Source organism: Pseudomonas sp. BF-B-15 (genome assembly GCF_019946675.1).
In the GTDB taxonomy this organism is placed as follows: domain Bacteria; phylum Pseudomonadota; class Gammaproteobacteria; order Pseudomonadales; family Pseudomonadaceae; genus Aquipseudomonas; species Aquipseudomonas migulae.
In genome coordinates this window covers 144,939-161,171 of the sequence record NZ_JAGYFZ010000001.1, presented here as the reverse complement: position 1 = coordinate 161,171, position 16,233 = coordinate 144,939, and the positions used below count along the sequence as shown (strand labels likewise).

Annotated in this window: 11 protein-coding genes; 8 read left to right on the top strand and 3 right to left on the bottom strand. The window is 59.7% G+C overall.

Annotation, left to right across the window (positions count from 1 at the left end; all coding sequences use genetic code 11):
* Positions 1 to 125: 125 nt before the first annotated feature.
* The 5 genes from KGA97_RS00640 to KGA97_RS00620 all read left to right on the top strand — a co-directional run bounded on the left by KGA97_RS00640 (position 126) and on the right by KGA97_RS00620 (position 6,670).
* Positions 126 to 3,617 carry a response regulator gene (locus tag KGA97_RS00640; protein ID WP_223480034.1) on the top strand — a complete coding sequence of 1,164 codons (3,492 nt, stop codon included), beginning with the start codon at positions 126 to 128 and terminating at the stop codon, positions 3,615 to 3,617.
* On the top strand, positions 3,617 to 4,450 hold the full coding sequence (locus tag KGA97_RS00635; protein ID WP_008044275.1) for a CheR family methyltransferase: 834 nt from the start codon (positions 3,617 to 3,619) through the stop codon (positions 4,448 to 4,450). The genes KGA97_RS00640 and KGA97_RS00635 overlap by 1 nt, the downstream gene beginning before the upstream one ends.
* Entirely contained in the window at positions 4,447 to 5,040 is a 594-nt protein-coding gene (locus KGA97_RS00630) for a chemotaxis protein CheB (RefSeq protein WP_008026546.1), read from the top strand. Before KGA97_RS00635 ends, KGA97_RS00630 begins: the two co-directional genes overlap by 4 nt.
* The gene (locus KGA97_RS00625) at positions 5,034 to 6,215 is read left to right on the top strand and encodes a hybrid sensor histidine kinase/response regulator (RefSeq protein ID WP_192227134.1); all 1,182 of its coding nucleotides are present in this window, start codon (positions 5,034 to 5,036) and stop codon (positions 6,213 to 6,215) included. The genes KGA97_RS00630 and KGA97_RS00625 overlap by 7 nt, the downstream gene beginning before the upstream one ends.
* Positions 6,216 to 6,292: 77 nt before the next feature.
* A complete protein-coding gene (locus KGA97_RS00620; RefSeq protein ID WP_008026542.1) occupies positions 6,293 to 6,670 on the top strand; it encodes a response regulator in 378 nt (125 codons plus the stop codon).
* Between the two features lie 181 nt (positions 6,671 to 6,851).
* Here the strand turns inward: KGA97_RS00620 and KGA97_RS00615 are convergent, their stop codons facing one another.
* Complete coding sequence (locus KGA97_RS00615) at positions 6,852 to 7,907, bottom strand: tetratricopeptide repeat protein (RefSeq protein WP_192227135.1); 1,056 nt, start codon at positions 7,905 to 7,907, stop codon at positions 6,852 to 6,854.
* Positions 7,908 to 8,086: 179 nt separating this feature from the next.
* Between KGA97_RS00615 and KGA97_RS00610 the strand changes: the two genes are divergently transcribed.
* The 3 genes from KGA97_RS00610 to KGA97_RS00600 are packed head-to-tail and all read left to right on the top strand — an operon-like array spanning position 8,087 to position 11,394.
* Entirely contained in the window at positions 8,087 to 10,234 is a 2,148-nt protein-coding gene (locus KGA97_RS00610; protein WP_223480033.1) for an FUSC family protein, read from the top strand.
* Positions 10,224 to 10,424 (top strand): DUF1656 domain-containing protein, encoded by a 201-nt coding sequence (locus tag KGA97_RS00605; protein WP_008026537.1) that lies wholly within the window; start codon positions 10,224 to 10,226, stop codon positions 10,422 to 10,424. Before KGA97_RS00610 ends, KGA97_RS00605 begins: the two co-directional genes overlap by 11 nt.
* 4 nt (positions 10,425 to 10,428) lie before the next feature.
* On the top strand, positions 10,429 to 11,394 hold the full coding sequence (locus KGA97_RS00600; RefSeq protein ID WP_223480032.1) for an HlyD family secretion protein: 966 nt from the start codon (positions 10,429 to 10,431) through the stop codon (positions 11,392 to 11,394).
* Positions 11,395 to 11,625: 231 nt separating this feature from the next.
* Here the strand turns inward: KGA97_RS00600 and KGA97_RS00595 are convergent, their stop codons facing one another.
* Together KGA97_RS00595 and KGA97_RS00590 are read right to left on the bottom strand one after the other, a co-directional pair.
* Complete coding sequence (locus KGA97_RS00595; protein ID WP_207284355.1) at positions 11,626 to 13,047, bottom strand: efflux transporter outer membrane subunit; 1,422 nt, start codon at positions 13,045 to 13,047, stop codon at positions 11,626 to 11,628.
* Positions 13,044 to 16,223: an efflux RND transporter permease subunit gene (locus KGA97_RS00590; RefSeq protein WP_008044286.1), complete on the bottom strand. Its 3,180-nt coding sequence runs from the start codon at positions 16,221 to 16,223 to the stop codon at positions 13,044 to 13,046. The genes KGA97_RS00595 and KGA97_RS00590 overlap by 4 nt, the downstream gene beginning before the upstream one ends.
* Positions 16,224 to 16,233: the final 10 nt, after the last annotated feature.

Below are 16,233 nucleotides of genomic sequence, written 5' to 3'. Positions count from 1 at the left end.
AACCGCTCCTTTGCGCTGGGGCAGTTGAATGTAGGATTTAGCGCACAATCACGTCAGAAAATTGGATCAATGCGGCAGATTTGAGGCAGACTCCCTGGATTCCAACAGTTCGACAAGGCCCTCCCATGACCACTGCGTCTTCGGTTGACGAGCAACGATTTCGTAAACTCCTGAGCCGCAACGTCAGCCTGCCGTTGGGTGTCGGTGTGCTCAGTGCGGTGTTCTTTGTCTCGCTGATCACCTATCTGCTGTCGGTGATCCAGTGGGTCCAGCACACCGACCGGGTGATCAATAACGCCAATGAAGCGGTCAAGCTGACCGTCGATCTGGAGACCGGCATGCGCGGTTTCCTGCTCAGTGGCGACGAGAGATTTCTTGAACCCTACGAAACCGCCAAGCCGAGAGTCGCGGTAGCGGTCAAGACCTTGCTCGAACTGACGGCGGACAACCCGGTGCAAACCGACCGCCTGCAACGGCTCCAGGCCCTGCAGGATGAATGGGCGACTTACGCGCAGAACATGATCGACTTGCAGCATGCGGGCGGTGACTACCGCAGCGCCATCAAGGCCGGGCGCGGCAAACGCCTGACTGATGAAATCCGCAAGCAATTCGAAGACGTGATCGACATGGAGCAGCAGTTACGCGCCACGCGTAACGAAGAAGTGCGCCGCAGCACGATCTGGAGCATCAGCCTTTATCTGCTGTTCATTGTCGGCATCAGCGGGTTGCTCGCCTACATTGGCCGTCGGGATCTGCTCAACCTTTCGCAAAGCTACAGCGCCAACCTGGCCGCGCAGCAGGCCAGTGCCCATCGACTGGAACAGCAAGCCTGGCTGCGCAACGGCCAGACCGAGCTGGCCGAGCAAGTGCTGGGGCAACTGTCGCTCAATCTGCTGGGGCGCAACATTCTGCAGTTTTGCGCGCAATACCTCGGCACGGCGGTGGCGGCTATTTATGTACGTGAGGAGCATGGCGGCCTCAAGCGCATTGCCTCTTACGGTTTTTCCCGTGAGCAGGAAGCCCTTGAACAACAGATTTACAGCGACGAAGGGATTGTCGGGCAAGTGGCGCAACAGGCGAAGCTGATACGCCTCGACAACGTGCCAAGCAACTATTTCAAGGTCAGTTCCGGCCTCGGTGAAGGTTTGCCGCACAGTGTGCTGGTGGTGCCGACCAGTGATGACGATCGGGTCAACGGGGTCATCGAACTCGGCTTCCTGCGCCCGTTGAACGACCGCGACATCGAACTGCTCGAACTGATTGCCGGCAACATCGGCACTTCCATCGAGGCCGCGCGCTATCGTCAACGCTTGCAGGAAGTGCTGGCCGAAACCCAGCAACTCAACGAAGAACTGCAAGTTCAGCAAGAAGAGCTCAAGACCGCCAATGAAGAGCTTGAAGAGCAATCGAGGGTTCTCAAGGAATCCCAGGCGCACCTGGAAACCCAGCAGGTCGAGCTGGAGCAGACCAACGAACAGCTTGCCGAACAGGCCCAGACTCTGGCCGAGCAACGCGATGCCATGGACCTGAAGAACACCGAACTCAATCAGGCCCAGGCCCAGCTCGAAGAGCGCGCAGAAGAGTTGCAGCGCTCTAGCAAGTACAAGTCCGAATTCCTCGCCAACATGTCCCACGAATTGCGCACGCCGCTGAACAGTTCGTTGATCCTGGCCAAGTTACTGGCGGAAAACCCGCAGGAAAACCTCAGCGCCGAACAGGTCAAATTCGCCGAGTCGATCTATTCGGCCGGCAATGATTTGCTGAACTTGATCAACGACATTCTCGACATCTCCAAGGTCGAGGCCGGCAAGCTGGATATGCGTCCGGAAAACACCAGCGTCGCCCGCCTGGTGGACGGTTTGCGCGGGATGTTCCAGCCACTGGCGACGGACAAACAGCTGGATTTCCAGGTCGATGTGCAGCCCGGCGCACCGATTATGATTTTCACCGACCGCCAGCGTCTGGAGCAGGTGGTGAAAAATCTGTTGTCCAACGCGGTGAAGTTCACCGAGAAAGGCACGGTCAGCCTGACCGTCGCCAGCCAGCCCGGCGACGGCATTGCCTTTATCGTCCGCGATTCCGGGATCGGTATCGCACAAGAGCAGCAGGAAAGCATTTTCGAAGCGTTCCGCCAGGCCGACGGCACCACCAATCGCCGTTACGGCGGCACCGGGCTGGGCCTGTCGATTTCCCGTGATCTGGCGGCATTGCTCGGCGGTTCCATCAGCGTCACCAGCGAACCGGGGCAGGGCAGTGTGTTCACCCTGGTCTTGCCGCAGCAATACGTTGAACCGGGCGAGACGCCGGTCGAGCCGATGCAGGCCTCACCGGTTGCGATGGCGCCGAGAGCACCGGCGCCTGTCCTGGTGCCGCTGATCGCCGAAGTCGATATCCCGCGTTTCGACGATGATCGAGGCAAGGCACCTTTCACCACTCGCTGCATTCTGGTGGTGGAAGATGAGCCGAACTTCGCGCACATCCTCTACGATCTGGCCCACGAACTGGGTTATCAGTGCCTGGTGGCCCACGGCGCCGACGAAGGTTATGACCTGGCGAAGGAATACATTCCCGACGCCATCCTGCTGGACATGCGCCTGCCGGACCACTCCGGCCTGACCGTGTTGCAGCGCCTGAAGGAACACGCGGAAACCCGACACATCCCGGTGCACGTCATCTCGGTCGAAGACCGGGTCGAAGCCGCGATGCACATGGGCGCCATTGGTTACGCGGTCAAGCCGACTACCCGTGAAGAGCTCAAGGACGTGTTTGCCCGCCTCGAAGCCAAGCTGACCCAGAAGGTCAAACGCGTGCTGTTGGTGGAAGACGATGACTTGCAGCGCGACAGCATTGCCCGGTTGATCGGCGACGATGACATCGAGATCACTGCGGTCGGCCTCGCGCAGGATGCGCTGGACCTGCTGCGCACCACCGTTTTCGACTGCATGATCATCGACCTGAAACTGCCGGACATGTTGGGCAATGATCTGCTCAAGCGCATGTCCACCGAGGACATCTGTTCGTTCCCGCCGGTGATCGTCTACACCGGGCGCAACCTCACTCGCGATGAAGAGACCGAACTGCGCAAGTATTCGCGCTCGATCATCATCAAGGGTGCGCGCTCGCCGGAGCGTCTGCTGGATGAGGTCACACTCTTTTTGCACAAAGTCGAATCGCGGTTGTCCCATGAACGGCAAACGATGCTCAAGACCGCGCGCAGCCGCGACAAAGTCTTCGAGGGTCGCAAAGTGCTGTTGGTGGACGACGATGTGCGCAACATCTTCGCCCTCACCAGCGCGCTGGAGCAAAAGGGCGCAATCGTGGTCATTGGCCGGAACGGTCGTGAGGCGATTGAAAGACTGAATGAAGTGGAGGACATCGATCTGGTGTTGATGGATGTGATGATGCCGGAGATGGACGGTTTCGAGGCGACGAGCCTGATTCGTCAGGACCCGCGCTGGCGCAAGCTGCCGATCATTGCGGTGACGGCCAAGGCCATGAAGGACGATCAGGAGCGCTGCCTGCAGGCCGGCTCCAACGATTACCTGGCCAAGCCCATCGACCTGGATCGCCTGTTCTCGCTGATTCGCGTGTGGTTACCGAAGATGGAACGCATTTAGTGGAACGCAATTATTCAGTGGAGCGAAGTAGCGAAATCGAATTGCGGTTGTTGATCGAGGCGATCTACCTCAAATACAGCTACGACTTTCGTGATTATTCCGGCGCGTCGATCAAACGCCGCGTCCAGCATGCGTTGAGCCAGTTCGAGTGCGCGACCATTTCGGCGCTGCAGGAAAAGGTGCTGCACGATCCAACCGCGTTCATGCAGTTGCTGCAATTGCTGACGATCCCGGTCAGCGAGATGTTCCGCGACCCTTCGCACTTCCTCGCCATTCGCCAGGAAGTGGTGCCGCTGCTCAAGACCTACCCCTCGATCAAGATCTGGATCGCCGGTTGCAGCACCGGAGAAGAGGTGTACTCGATGGCGATTCTGCTGCGCGAGGAAGGTTTGCTCGATCGCACCATCATCTATGCCACCGACATCAATCCGCGCTCGCTGGACAAGGCCAAGCAGGGGATTTTCTCCATGGAGAATGTCCGGGCCTACACTCATAACTACCAGCAGGCAGGTGGCCAGCGTTCATTCGCCGACTACTACACGGCGGCGTATGGCTACGCGATTTTCGACAAGAGTTTGTGTGAGAACGTGACCTTCGCCGACCACAGCCTGGCGACCGATAGTGTCTTTTCAGAAACTCAGTTAATTTCGTGCCGTAATGTTTTGATTTATTTCAATAAAAAACTTCAGGACAGGGCGTTCGGGTTGTTCCACGAATCCCTTTGTCATCGCGGTTTTCTGGTGCTCGGCAGCAAGGAAACCCCGGATTTTTCGGCCTTCGGCAACCAGTTCGAGCCGTTGGTCAAACAAGAACGGATCTACCGTAAATCATGAACAGTGCAGCGAAATTGCCTTCTGTGGAGGCTATCGTGATCGGGGCTTCGGCCGGTGGCGTGGAGGCGTTGCTGAGCATCCTCAGCCCTCTGCGCGAAGGCTTCGTGCTGCCGATCATCGTGGTGCTGCACCTGCCGGACGAGCGTCGCAGCCATCTCGCCGACGTGTTTTCCCGAAGAGTCGCCATGCGCGTTGTCGAGGCCCATGACAAGACGCTGATTGAAGCGGGCACGCTGTATTTCGCCACGCCGGGCTATCACTTGTCGGTGGAGCAGGACCGCAGCTTTTCCCTGAGCCTGGAAGACCGCGTGCATTATTCGCGGCCCGCCATCGACTTTCTGTTCTCGTCGGCGGCGGATGCCTACGGTCCCGCCCTGGCCGCCGTGCTGTTGACCGGCGCCAACCGCGATGGCGCCAGCGGTCTGGCCGAGGTCAAGCAGCGTGGTGGTCTGACCATCGTCCAGGATCCGAAAGAAGCCCAAGTCGCGACCATGCCCCTGGCGGCGCTGGATGTTCACCAGCCAGACCATGTTCTCCCTATCAACGATATCGGCCGTCTGCTTGTCGAGCTGGAACGAATAGCATGCTAAGTAACATCCAAGCCAAACTGCTGATTGTCGACGATCTGCCGGAGAACCTGTTGGCGCTCGAAGCGCTGATCAAACGCGAAGACCGCATCGTCTACAAAGCCTTGTCCGCCGACGAAGCCTTGTCGCTGCTGCTGCAACACGAATTCGCCATGGCCATTCTCGACGTGCAGATGCCTGGCATGAACGGCTTCGAACTGGCCGAGTTGATGCGCGGCACGGAAAAAACCAAGAACATCCCGATTGTGTTCGTCAGCGCCGCCGGCCGTGAGCTGAACTATGCGTTCAAGGGCTACGAAAGCGGCGCCGTGGACTTCCTGCACAAGCCGCTGGATATCCACGCGGTCAAGAGCAAGGTCAACGTGTTCGTCGATCTGTTCCGCCAGAGCAAGGCCATGAAGCAGCAGGTCGAAGCGCTGGAGCAGAGCCGCCGCGAGCAGGAAGCGCTGCTTAAACAGTTGCAGAGCACCCAGCAGGAACTGGAGCAGGCGGTGCGCATGCGCGATGACTTCATGTCCATCGTCGCCCACGAAGTGCGTACGCCGCTCAACGGCCTGATCCTCGAAACCCAGCTGCGCAAGATGCACCTGGCGCGCGACAACGCCGCAGCGTTCACCCTGGAAAAGATGCACGCGATGGTCGACCGCGACGAGCGGCAGATCAAAAGCCTGATTCGCCTGATCGAAGACATGCTCGATGTGTCGCGCATTCGCACTGGCAAGCTGTCAATCCGACCGACACGCTTCGATCTGTCGGCGCTGGTGCGCAACTTGTTACAAAATTTCGCCCCGCAGATCGATGCCGCCGAATCCTCGGTCACCCTGGACGCCGAGCATCCGGTGGAGGGCAATTGGGACGAATTTCGCATAGAACAGGTGATTTCCAACCTGCTGACCAACGCCTTGCGATACGGCGCGAAGAGCCCGATCACCGTGAAGGTGTACAGTGAGAGCGGTCAGGCGCGGGTGGACGTACGCGATCAGGGGATCGGCATTGGTGAAGAAAACCAGAAGCGTATTTTCCAGCAGTTCGAACGGGTTTCGGCCAAACACGCCGTCGCCGGGCTGGGCCTGGGGTTGTTTATTTCAGAACAGATTGTGACCGCCCATGGCGGTACCATTACCGTCGAGAGCCGGATTGGCGAAGGCGCCTTGTTTCGCGTTTGTCTGCCGCTGTAGGAAAACAGCCATTTAAACGCAACCTCTGATCGACCTCACGGTCGTATCAGCAGCTATTGACCGAACAAAGGCTACCCATGAGTGAAGATGCACAAGATGTCGTACTGATCGTCGAAGATGACCCCTCCATCCTGATGGTGCTGTCGGCCTACCTGTCGGGTGAGGGTTACCGGGTATTGCAGGCCGAAAACGGCGAGCAGGCCTTCGAGATTCTGGCGAGCAAGCCGCATCTGGACATGATGATCACCGACTTCCGACTGCCGGGCGGGATCTCCGGCGTGCAGATCGCCGAACCCGCCGTGAAACTGCGACCGGAGCTCAAGGTGATTTTCATCAGCGGCTACCCGCAGGAAATCCGCGAGACCGACAGTCCGATCACGCGCACGGCGCCGATTCTGGGTAAGCCGTTTGATCTGGATGTGTTGCAGGAAATAATGCAGGACATGCTGTCCTGAGTATGGCTCGACAGGTTGTCCCAGACCTGTAGGAGCCGGCTTGCTGGCGATGGCGTAAGTTCTGACACTGCGCGTTATCGTTCTTCGCGGGCGAGCCTCGCTCCTACAATGCTGCGTCGTGTTGCCCCGATCCTGTAGGAGCCAGCTTGCTGGCGATGGCGACCGCAAGATCAGCGATGATTTAAAGCCCTTGCTGCAGGGCCGGATCGTCGGGATTGAGCTGTTCGAGTTGTGCCAACAGAATCTGCACGTTTTGCAGTTGTCCGCTTTCTTTCCAGTAGTTGATCAACAACACCCGTGCCTTGCGGTCGGCCGGATGGCGCTGGACGATTTCCTGCAACTGTTTCTGCGCCGCTTCCAGCTCTTGTTCGCCGTGTAGCGTGGTGGCGAGGTCGTAGCGGTAATCCTTGTTGTCCGGTTCCAGCTCCACGGCTTTGGACAGGCCGAGCAGGGCGAACTCACTCTGCCCGTGATGCAGCAACCAGAGCCCCAGGGCATGTTGCAGGTAGGCAGAGTCGGGTTGAGCCTTCAATTGTTTGGCCAATAGCAGCCGGGCGGCTTCGCCTTGGCCCTGTTTGTCCAGCACCTCGATCTGCATCACCAGTGCAGGCAGATTGTCAGGTGCAAGGCGCAAAGTGTTCTCGAGCGCCTGTTGCGCCGCCTTGAATTCGCCGTTGTGCAGATGCAGCCGGGCCAGCTGGTACTGGTTGTCCGCGCTGTCGGGCGCACTCGTGAGCACTTGCTCCCACGCGTCGATCGCCTGCTGCAACGGCCCAAAGTACAAGCCAAGGTCGTCCGGCGACAGTCCAAGCAATGCGTTCACGGCGGCAAACCGCACGCTTTGTTCGCTGTCATCGAGCAACGGGCCCAACAGCAGGCTGCGCTGCCCGCTGGGGACTAAACCGCTGATGCTTTTGATCGCAGCGATGCGCACCTCGGCCGCCGGGTGTTGCAGGTCTGCGTCTGCCAGTTTCAGGGCGAGCGGGCTGGGATAATTGGGCAGTTCGGCATGCAGCCAGACACGGCGTTTGGGCGAAATGTCAGGGCGACCCAATTGCTGGTACAAAACCCGCGCTGCGCCCGGTTGCCCGGCCCGCGCCTGGGCCAGCGCTTCGCTGAAACCGCGCTTGATCGCCTCCGGCACCACGGGCGTTGTGCTGCGCAGCAACAGCCACGCAAGGCCGATGGCGAACAGGACACAGAGGCTGATGATCAGGTAGCGGCGGGACTGGGGCATGCAGGAATCCGGTAGCAGGCAAGCTTTTGCAAGGTTGCCAGCTTCGGTCAGGCCGGGCTGTGAGTCAAACCCTGAGGCCATTGCGCGGCGAATAGTCAGTATTTTTCCTACAAGTGCTGTCGACACTGAAACCCTGTCGAGCCGCCGAAGCAGTGACTACGCTTGCTGGAGATGACCCGATGAGCGCTCCCATGCAACCGCTGCTTCAATACTTCAAGGCAATACTCAACCCTGGCCCAGGGGTGGTGTTGTTCGCCTTGAGAACCATTGCGGCCGGGCTGTTGACGCTGTACCTGGCGTTCCTGTTCGACCTCGACCAACCCAAGTGGTCGATCATGGCGGTGGTCATCGTCAGTCAACCATTGGGCGGAATGGCCCTGGCCCGCAGTTTCGGTCAGGTCATCGGCACCACACTCGGGGCCGTCGTCGCGGTGGTGATCATGGCCATTTTTCCCCAGGCGCCGTTGCCTTTCATCGTGACCCTGGCCTTGTGGCTGGCGTTGTGTACCGCCGGCGGCACCTTGTTGCGCTACACCAGTTCCCAGGCATTTGTCCTGAGCGGCTACACGGCGGTGGTCGTGGCACTGCTGGCAGTACCTGATCAGGACGGCACGTTCCTGTTGGCCGTGACCCGCGTCACCGAAACCTTGTTGGCGGTGGCCTGCGTGTGTGTGGTCAGCCTGCTCACCGCGCGCCCGGAAACCGTGGCCCGGGACTATTTCGCCAAAATCGATCAAGTCATCAAGCTGCTGGCAACCCATGCCGCTGCGGTCATTCGCACCGAAGAAAGCGAGGCTGACTTTCACCGCCGGCAGATGCAACTGTTGGGGGAAATCAGCGCGCTTGAAGGCGTGCGCCGGCATTTGTATTTCGACGCGCCACGGTTACGCAGCGCCAATGGTCTCGTGCAGCTACTGGGTAATCAGCTCGTGTTGCTGACCTCGCGCCTGACGGCGCTGCGTCACCAGCGAGAACTGCTGACCGAGCGTTGGCAAGGGGCATTACCCGAGGAAATCCAGCGTTTGCGCGCCGAAGAGCTGGCCTTCCTCGATCAACTGGCCCTGCAAGGGCGCTCGCTGTCGAGCGAGGCGCGGCACCATTTCGCGGCGCTGCAACAGCGTTTCGATGATCAGGCTTATAAGGCCGAACAACTCACCGAAACAATGCCTGCCACGTTGCGCTCCCTGGCCTGGGCACTGCGCTGGGAACAGGCCCGGATGTTGGAGCAACTGGGGCAGATGCTGGAGCTGAGCGACGCAATCCAGGAAGAGCGGGCGGCCAGTTGCGTCTTTCGCGGCCAGGATAATCCGTTGCATCTGGACTATACGTTGGCGGCAATGAACGCAATCCGCGCCTTTACTGCATTGGTGGTGGCCGGATTCATCTGGATCGAGACCGGTTGGGACGGGGCTCGGGGCGGGATGATTGTGGTGGGGATTCTCTGTTCGCTGATGGCGACTTTCCCTCGGCCATTACTGGCCAGCCAAAGCTTTGCCAGGGGGTTGGGTCTGTCGTTGGTGGTGTCGGCGCTCTATCTGTTCTTGCTGATTCCGATGATCAATAGCTTCGAGCTGCTGGCCTTGCTGCTCGCTCTGTTGCTGTATGCCGTCGCGGTGGGGCTGTCGAGCCCGCCAACCACGGGCACCGGCATCGGCCTCGGATTGACGACGATGCTGTTGCTGGGCCCGCAAAACGTCGGCGTCGGGCAAAACACCGCGATTCAGTGGTTCGAGTTTGCCGGCGCCTACATCAGTGCCGCTGCACTTGCACTCAGTGTCTATGCCTTGATCTTCCCGTTCCGACCCGTCTTGCGGATGCGTCGGCTGTTCAATGAGAACTGCCAGCAGGTCTACGCTTTGCTGAAGACCCCGGCCACCGACGAGCAACAATTTGCGTTTGAAAGCCGCATGGTCGACCGCCTGACCATGATGTTGGGGTTGTTGCCGGCGATCAGTGACAAGCATTCCAGAGACCTGTTTGAAGTCAGCCTCGGGTGCATGGCACTGGGCGTGGCGTTGAATCAGCTCAGGCAACAGGCGCAAGACAACACGTTGCTCAGTACCGATCAATTGAACCGTTTGCTGGCGGCGGTCCGCGAAACAGGGCGATTGATTGCCGGGCGCGCCGGAATCGACCTTGAACGGTTGCTGGAAAACCTGCATGTCCTGGGTGATGAAATGGACGACTTGCATCTGGACGTTCATGAACACCTGTGGTCGGTCTTCAGGATGCGCGTGGCGCTATTGATTGTGGTGTCGTTTCTGGAGCGATACCGCGCCTGGTTTCAACCCGCCGAACAGGAAGGAGACCCCATCCTTGCCCATTGACCTGGAAGTAGGCGGCGTCTATTTGCCGCCGATCGCGCAGGCGCTGTTGCTGGCCTTGCCGATTTTCCTGCTACTGGACTGGACCTTGCGCCGTCTTGGTGTGTTGCGGTTCGTCTGGCACGAAGCCTTGTTCGAAGGTGCGTTGTACGCCTGCGTTTGCGCGACGCTGATTCTGGTGATGGGAGCTTGATGCCTTGAAGAAGATCCTTGCCCGGCTCACAACAGTGGCGGTGGTGCTGCTGGCCTTTGTGCTCGGCTGGTTCGCCTGGGAGCATTACACCCGCGCACCCTGGACTCGCGATGCACGGGTGCGGGCTGATGTGGTGACCTTGTCCGCCGATGTATCGGGTCGGATTGTCGCGCTGAGGGTTCAGGACAATCAGCATGTCGACAAGGGCCAGTTACTGCTGGAGATCGACCCGGCTCGCTACATCCTCGCAGTGGAGCATGCCAAGCGTTCGGTGGAGGTTTCGAAGGCCACTCTCGGCCAATCCGAAGCAACGATTGTCGCCAGCGAAGCGCTGCTGCGCCAGCGTCAGAGTGAAGAGCGCCGGCGGCGAACACTCAAGCAACGCTTCGCGATTTCGGGCGAAGAATGGGAAAAGTCCAGCACAGAGGTGGCGGTAGCACAGGCCGAGTTGCTGCGTAACCAGGCCAACCTGGGGCTGGCGCAGGCCAATGTGCAATTGGCTGTCGCGGCCTTGACCCAGGCGGAACTGGATTTGCAGCGTACCCGGGTCGAAGCGCCCGTCAGCGGCTACGTCACCAACCTGCTGACCCGACAGGGCGACTATGCCGCGGCCGGGGGCGCATTGTTGGCGTTGGTGGACAGCGATTCGTTTTATGTCAGCGGTTATTTCGAAGAAACCAAGCTGCCGAGAATCGGGGAGGGGGATCGGGTCAGGATCGAATTGATGAGCGGCGAAACCTTCGGCGGCACGGTGCAAAGCATTGCCTTTGCCATCGCCGACCGCGAGAACCTGCCCGGCGGCCGCCTGCTGGCCAACATCAACCCCAGTTACACCTGGGTCAAACTGGCGCAACGGGTGCCGGTGCGGATAAAAATCGACGCCGACTATGCCGGCAAGGACAAACTGAGGGCGGGGACAACGGCCACTGTGACCGTGCAGGAAACCCGCACCTCCCAAAATCACCCCTGATCCCCCGTAGGAGCCGGCTTGCTGGCGATGGTCGTTAACGATAATGCGTACGGATTGTTTCACTGCGGCGCACTTGAGACCATCGCCAGCAAGCCGGCTCCTACAATGGACTGTGTTGAGGCTGAAAATGAAGTAATCCTTAAGACCCCCCAAAAAAAGCCCCGCGACCGAATGAGGCGCAGGGCTAAAAAATTGGTTGGTTGCGACCAGCCAAAAGAGCTCTATAACGTGTTACTTGCTGGCGACCGTCTCTGGTTGCCAACCGCCACCCAGGGCCTTGTAGATCGCGACGATACCGCGATACAGATCGACCTCGGCCTGGGCCTGAGTGTCTTCCGCCGCCAGACGTTCGCGTTGGGCATCGAGCAGGACAAGGAAGTCCGCCGTGCCTTCGCGGTAGCGAATTTCAGCCAGGTCGGCTGCCGCGCGGCTTGATTCACTCTGACGAATCAGCGAAATCAGGCGTTGCTGGCGTTTGCCGTAATCACTGAAGGCGTTTTCCGATTCTTCCAGCGCCAGCAGCACTTGTTGCTCGTAGGTCGCCAAGGCGCCTTCGGCATCCGCGTCGGCACCGCGGATACGGGCTCGAACACTGCCCAGGTCAAACGCCGCCCAAGTGATACTTGGGCCCAGCGCCCAGGCGTTGGCCGCCGAGGAGCCGATCTGCGAACCACGTCCGGCGGTCCAGCCGAGGAAGCCGCTGAGGCTGACCCGCGGGAACAGATCCGCCTTGGCCACGCCAATACGCGCCGTGGCCGAAGCCAGTTTGCGCTCGGCGCTGAGAACGTCCGGACGACGTTGCAGCAGTTCGCCTGGATTACCGATCGGCAGCGCTTTGGCAATCGCCGGCAAGTCTTTCGGGCTCAAGTCGACGGTCAGCTTGTCCGGACGTTCACCCAACAAGGTGGCGATACGGTTTTTCTGCCGAACCTGTTCGGCCTGCAATTGCGGCACGCTGGCTTCCACGGACGCCAGGCGTGCGTCGGCGCGGACCACATCGAGCTGATCGCCGACGCCGGCATCGCGCAGGCTTTCGGTGATCTTGCGCGACTCCTGCTGGTTGTTCAGGTTGGCCAGGGCAATTTTTTCCCGCAGTTGCGCACCGCGCAGCTGACCGTAGGCATCCACCAACTCGGCAATCATGGTGACTTGCAGTTGGTACAGATCCGCTTCGGCCGCTTGCTGTTCGGCGTCGCTGGATTCCAGGTTGCGCTGGATGCGACCAAACAGGTCCAGTTCCCAGGCCATGTCCAGACCCAGGTCATAGCGTTCGCTATTGACCCGTTTGGTGGTCTCGCCCGGAATCTGGCCTTTGCCCAGATCACTGCTGACGCGGCTGGTGATGGTCGGCATGGCGTCATTGCTGACGTCATCGCGGATCGCCCGGGCCGCCTTCCAGCGAGCGAAGGCGACGCGCAAGTCACGGTTGCCTTGCAGCGATTGCGTCACCAACTGGTTGAGGGTCGGGTCTTCAAACTGCTGCCACCAGATGCCTTCGAAACGTGAGCGGTCGAAGTTTTTCTGACCCGCAGCGCCATCGGTGGCGGTGGTGATGTTGGCCGGTTCAGTGGCCGGGGTCTTGTAGTCCGGGCCGACGGCACAGGCACTCAGGGCCAGTACCAGCAGGCTCGGCAGGAAGGCTTTCAGGCTCATTGTTGCGCCTCCAGTTTCAGGGCTTTGGCCGCTTTGCGCTGCTCGCCGCGTTCCACGAAATTACGGATCAACACGTAGAACACTGGCGTCAGCAACAGGCCGAAGAAAGTCACCCCGAGCATCCCGGAGAACACCGCCACACCCATGGCGTGACGCATCTCGGCACCGGCACCGCTGGAGAACACCAGTGGCACCACACCCATGATGAACGCGAAGGAGGTCATCAGGATCGGCCGCAGACGCAGGCGGCAGGCTTCAAGCACCGCAGCCAGCGGGTTCATGCCTTCTTCCTGTTTGTCCTTGGCGAACTCGACGATCAGAATCGCGTTCTTACAGGCAAGTCCCACCAGTACGATCAAGCCGATCTGGGTGAAGATGTTGTTGTCGCCTCCTGAAGCAATCACACCGGTGATGGCCGACAGCAGGGTCATCGGTACGATCAGGATCACCGCCAATGGCAGGCTCCAGCTTTCGTACTGCGCCGCGAGTACCAGGAACGCCAGCAATACGCAGAGCGGGAACACGAACAGTGCGGTGTTGCCGGACAGAATCTGCTGGTAAGTCAGGTCGGTCCATTCGTAGGTCATGCCGTTCGGAAGTTCTTCCTTGAGCAGTTTCTCGATGGCTTTTTCGGCCTGGCCGGAGCTGTAGCCTGGGGCTGCCGCACCGTTGATTTCAGCGGTGATAAAGCCGTTGTAGTGCATGACGCGGTCCGGGCCCGAGGTGTCGCTGACCTTGATGAAGGTCGCCAGCGGGATCATCTCGCCTTTGTTGTTACGCACTTTCAGCTGACCGATCTGGTCCGGTTCGAGGCGGAACTGCTGCTCGGCCTGGACGTTGACCTGATAGGTACGGCCGAAGCGGTTGAAGTCGTTGGCATACAGCGAACCCAGGTAGATCTGCAGGGTGTCGAAGATGTCGCTGACGGCCACGCCGTGAGTCTTGGCTTTTTCCCGGTCGATGGCGGCATCGACTTGCGGCACGTTCACCGTGTAGCTGGTGAACAGGCCTGCCAGTTCCGGCACACCGTGGCTCTTGGTGATGATGTTCATGGTTTCTTTGTACAGCTCGTCGTAGCCCAGGTTGCCCCGGTCTTCGATCTGCAGGCGGAAACCACCGATGGTGCCAAGGCCTTGTACCGGCGGCGGCGGGAAGATCGCCATGTAGGCTTCCTGAATCCCGGCGAACTGGCCGTTCAATGCACCGGCAATCGCACCGGCGGACATGCTCGGGTCTTTACGCTCGTCGAACGGTTTCAGGGTCACGAACACGATGCCGGCGTTAGGGCTGTTGGTGAAACCGTTGATGGACAGGCCCGGGAACGCTACCGCACTTTCCACGCCAGGCTGTTTCAGGGCCAGGTCGGACATGCGTTTGATCACGTCTTCGGTACGGTCCAGGCTGGAAGCGTCCGGCAGTTGCGCGAAAGCCACCAGGTATTGCTTGTCCTGGCCAGGTACGAAACCGGTCGGGGTGTGGGCGAAACCGAAGAAGGTCAGCACCATCAGGCCTGCGTACAACAGCAGGGCAATACCGCTGCTGCGGATAACCCGGGCTACGGTGCCGACATAGCCATGGCTGGCGCGTTCGAAGAACCGGTTGAACGGACGGAACAGCCAGCCGCCCAATAGTTTATCGAGCACTTTGGTAAAGCGATCTTTCGGCGCACTGTGGCTCTTGAGCAGCACGGCGGCCAGGGCAGGGGACAGTGTCAGCGAGTTGAACGCCGAGATCACGGTCGAGATGGCAATGGTCAGGGCAAACTGTTTGTAGAACTGGCCGGTGAGTCCGGAAATGAACGCCGCCGGGATAAATACCGCACACAGCACCAGCGCCGTCGCGATGATCGGCCCGGTCACCTCTCGCATGGCTTTCTTGGTGGCTTCTACGGGCGTTTCTCCCAGCTCGATGTGCCTTTCCACGTTCTCCACCACCACGATGGCGTCGTCCACCACGATGCCGATGGCCAATACCAGGCCGAACAGCGACAAGGCGTTCAGCGAGAAGCCGAACAAGTGCATCACCGCAAACGTACCGATCAGCGAAACCGGCACCGCCACCAACGGAATGATCGAGGCACGCCAGGTTTGCAGGAACAGGATCACGACCAGAACCACAAGGATCAGTGCTTCGAAGAGGGTGTGAACCACCGCTTCGATGGAGCCGCGCACGAAGATCGTCGGGTCATAAACGATGCTGAAGTCCATGCCTTCCGGGAAGCTCTTCTTCAGCTCCGCCATCTTGTCGCGCACTTCGTTGGAGATTTCGATCGCGTTGGAACCAGGACGCTGGAAGATCGGGATCGCCACCGCCGGCTGGTTGTTCAGCAAGGAACGCAGGGCGTATTGGCTGGAACCCAGCTCGACGCGCGCGATGTCTTTCAGTCGGGTGATTTCACCGTTGTCGCCGGAGCGAATGATGATGTTCTCGAACTCTTCTTCGGAAACCAGACGACCCTGAGTGTTGACCGACAGCTGGAACGCGGTGGCATTCGGCGCAGGCGGGGCACCCAATGCACCGGCAGCGACTTGACGGTTTTGTTCGCGGATCGCGGTTACGACATCGGTCGCGGTCAGATTGCGCGAAGCGGTTTTGTTCGGATCGAGCCATACCCGCAACGAGTAGTCGCCCATACCAAACAGCTGCACATCACCGACACCGCCCAGACGCGCCAGCTCATCCTTGATATTGAGCAACGCGTAGTTGGACAGGTAGAGCATGTCGTAGCGTTTGTCCGGCGAGGTCAAGTGCACGACCATCGTCAGGTCGGGCGACGCCTTGTCCACGGTGATACCGATGCGCGTCACTTCTTCTGGAAGTTTTGGCTCGGTCCGGGTCACGCGGTTCTGCACCTGCACCTGTGCGTTGTCCAGGTCGGTGCCCAGCGCGAAGGTGATGGTCAGGGTGATCTTGCCGTCAGCGGTGGACTGCGAGGACATGTACAACATGTTCTCGACGCCGGTGATGGCTTGCTCCAGAGGAGCAGCCACGGTTTCACCGATGACTTTTGGGTTGGCACCCGGGAAGTTGGCACGGACCACAACGGTCGGTGGCACGACTTCCGGGTATTCGCTGATCGGCAACTGGAACAGCGAGATGGCACCGGCGATCAGGATCAGCAGCGACAGCACCGCTGCAAAGATCGGCCGTGAAATGAAGAATTGGGAAAAATTCATCGGAGTCGTT

Bases quoted from the DNA above. Each gene is read 5' to 3' on its own strand.
- KGA97_RS00640 (WP_223480034.1), top strand. From the start codon at position 126: ATGACCACTGCGTCTTCGGTTGACGAGCAACGATTTCGTAAACTCCTG.
- KGA97_RS00630 (WP_008026546.1), top strand. From the start codon at position 4,447: ATGAACAGTGCAGCGAAATTGCCTTCTGTGGAGGCTATCGTGATCGGG.
- KGA97_RS00625 (WP_192227134.1), top strand. From the start codon at position 5,034: ATGCTAAGTAACATCCAAGCCAAACTGCTGATTGTCGACGATCTGCCG.
- KGA97_RS00620 (WP_008026542.1), top strand. From the start codon at position 6,293: ATGAGTGAAGATGCACAAGATGTCGTACTGATCGTCGAAGATGACCCC.
- KGA97_RS00615 (WP_192227135.1), bottom strand. From the start codon at position 7,907: ATGCCCCAGTCCCGCCGCTACCTGATCATCAGCCTCTGTGTCCTGTTC.
- KGA97_RS00610 (WP_223480033.1), top strand. From the start codon at position 8,087: ATGAGCGCTCCCATGCAACCGCTGCTTCAATACTTCAAGGCAATACTC.
- KGA97_RS00595 (WP_207284355.1), bottom strand. From the start codon at position 13,047: ATGAGCCTGAAAGCCTTCCTGCCGAGCCTGCTGGTACTGGCCCTGAGT.
- KGA97_RS00590 (WP_008044286.1), bottom strand. From the start codon at position 16,223: ATGAATTTTTCCCAATTCTTCATTTCACGGCCGATCTTTGCAGCGGTG.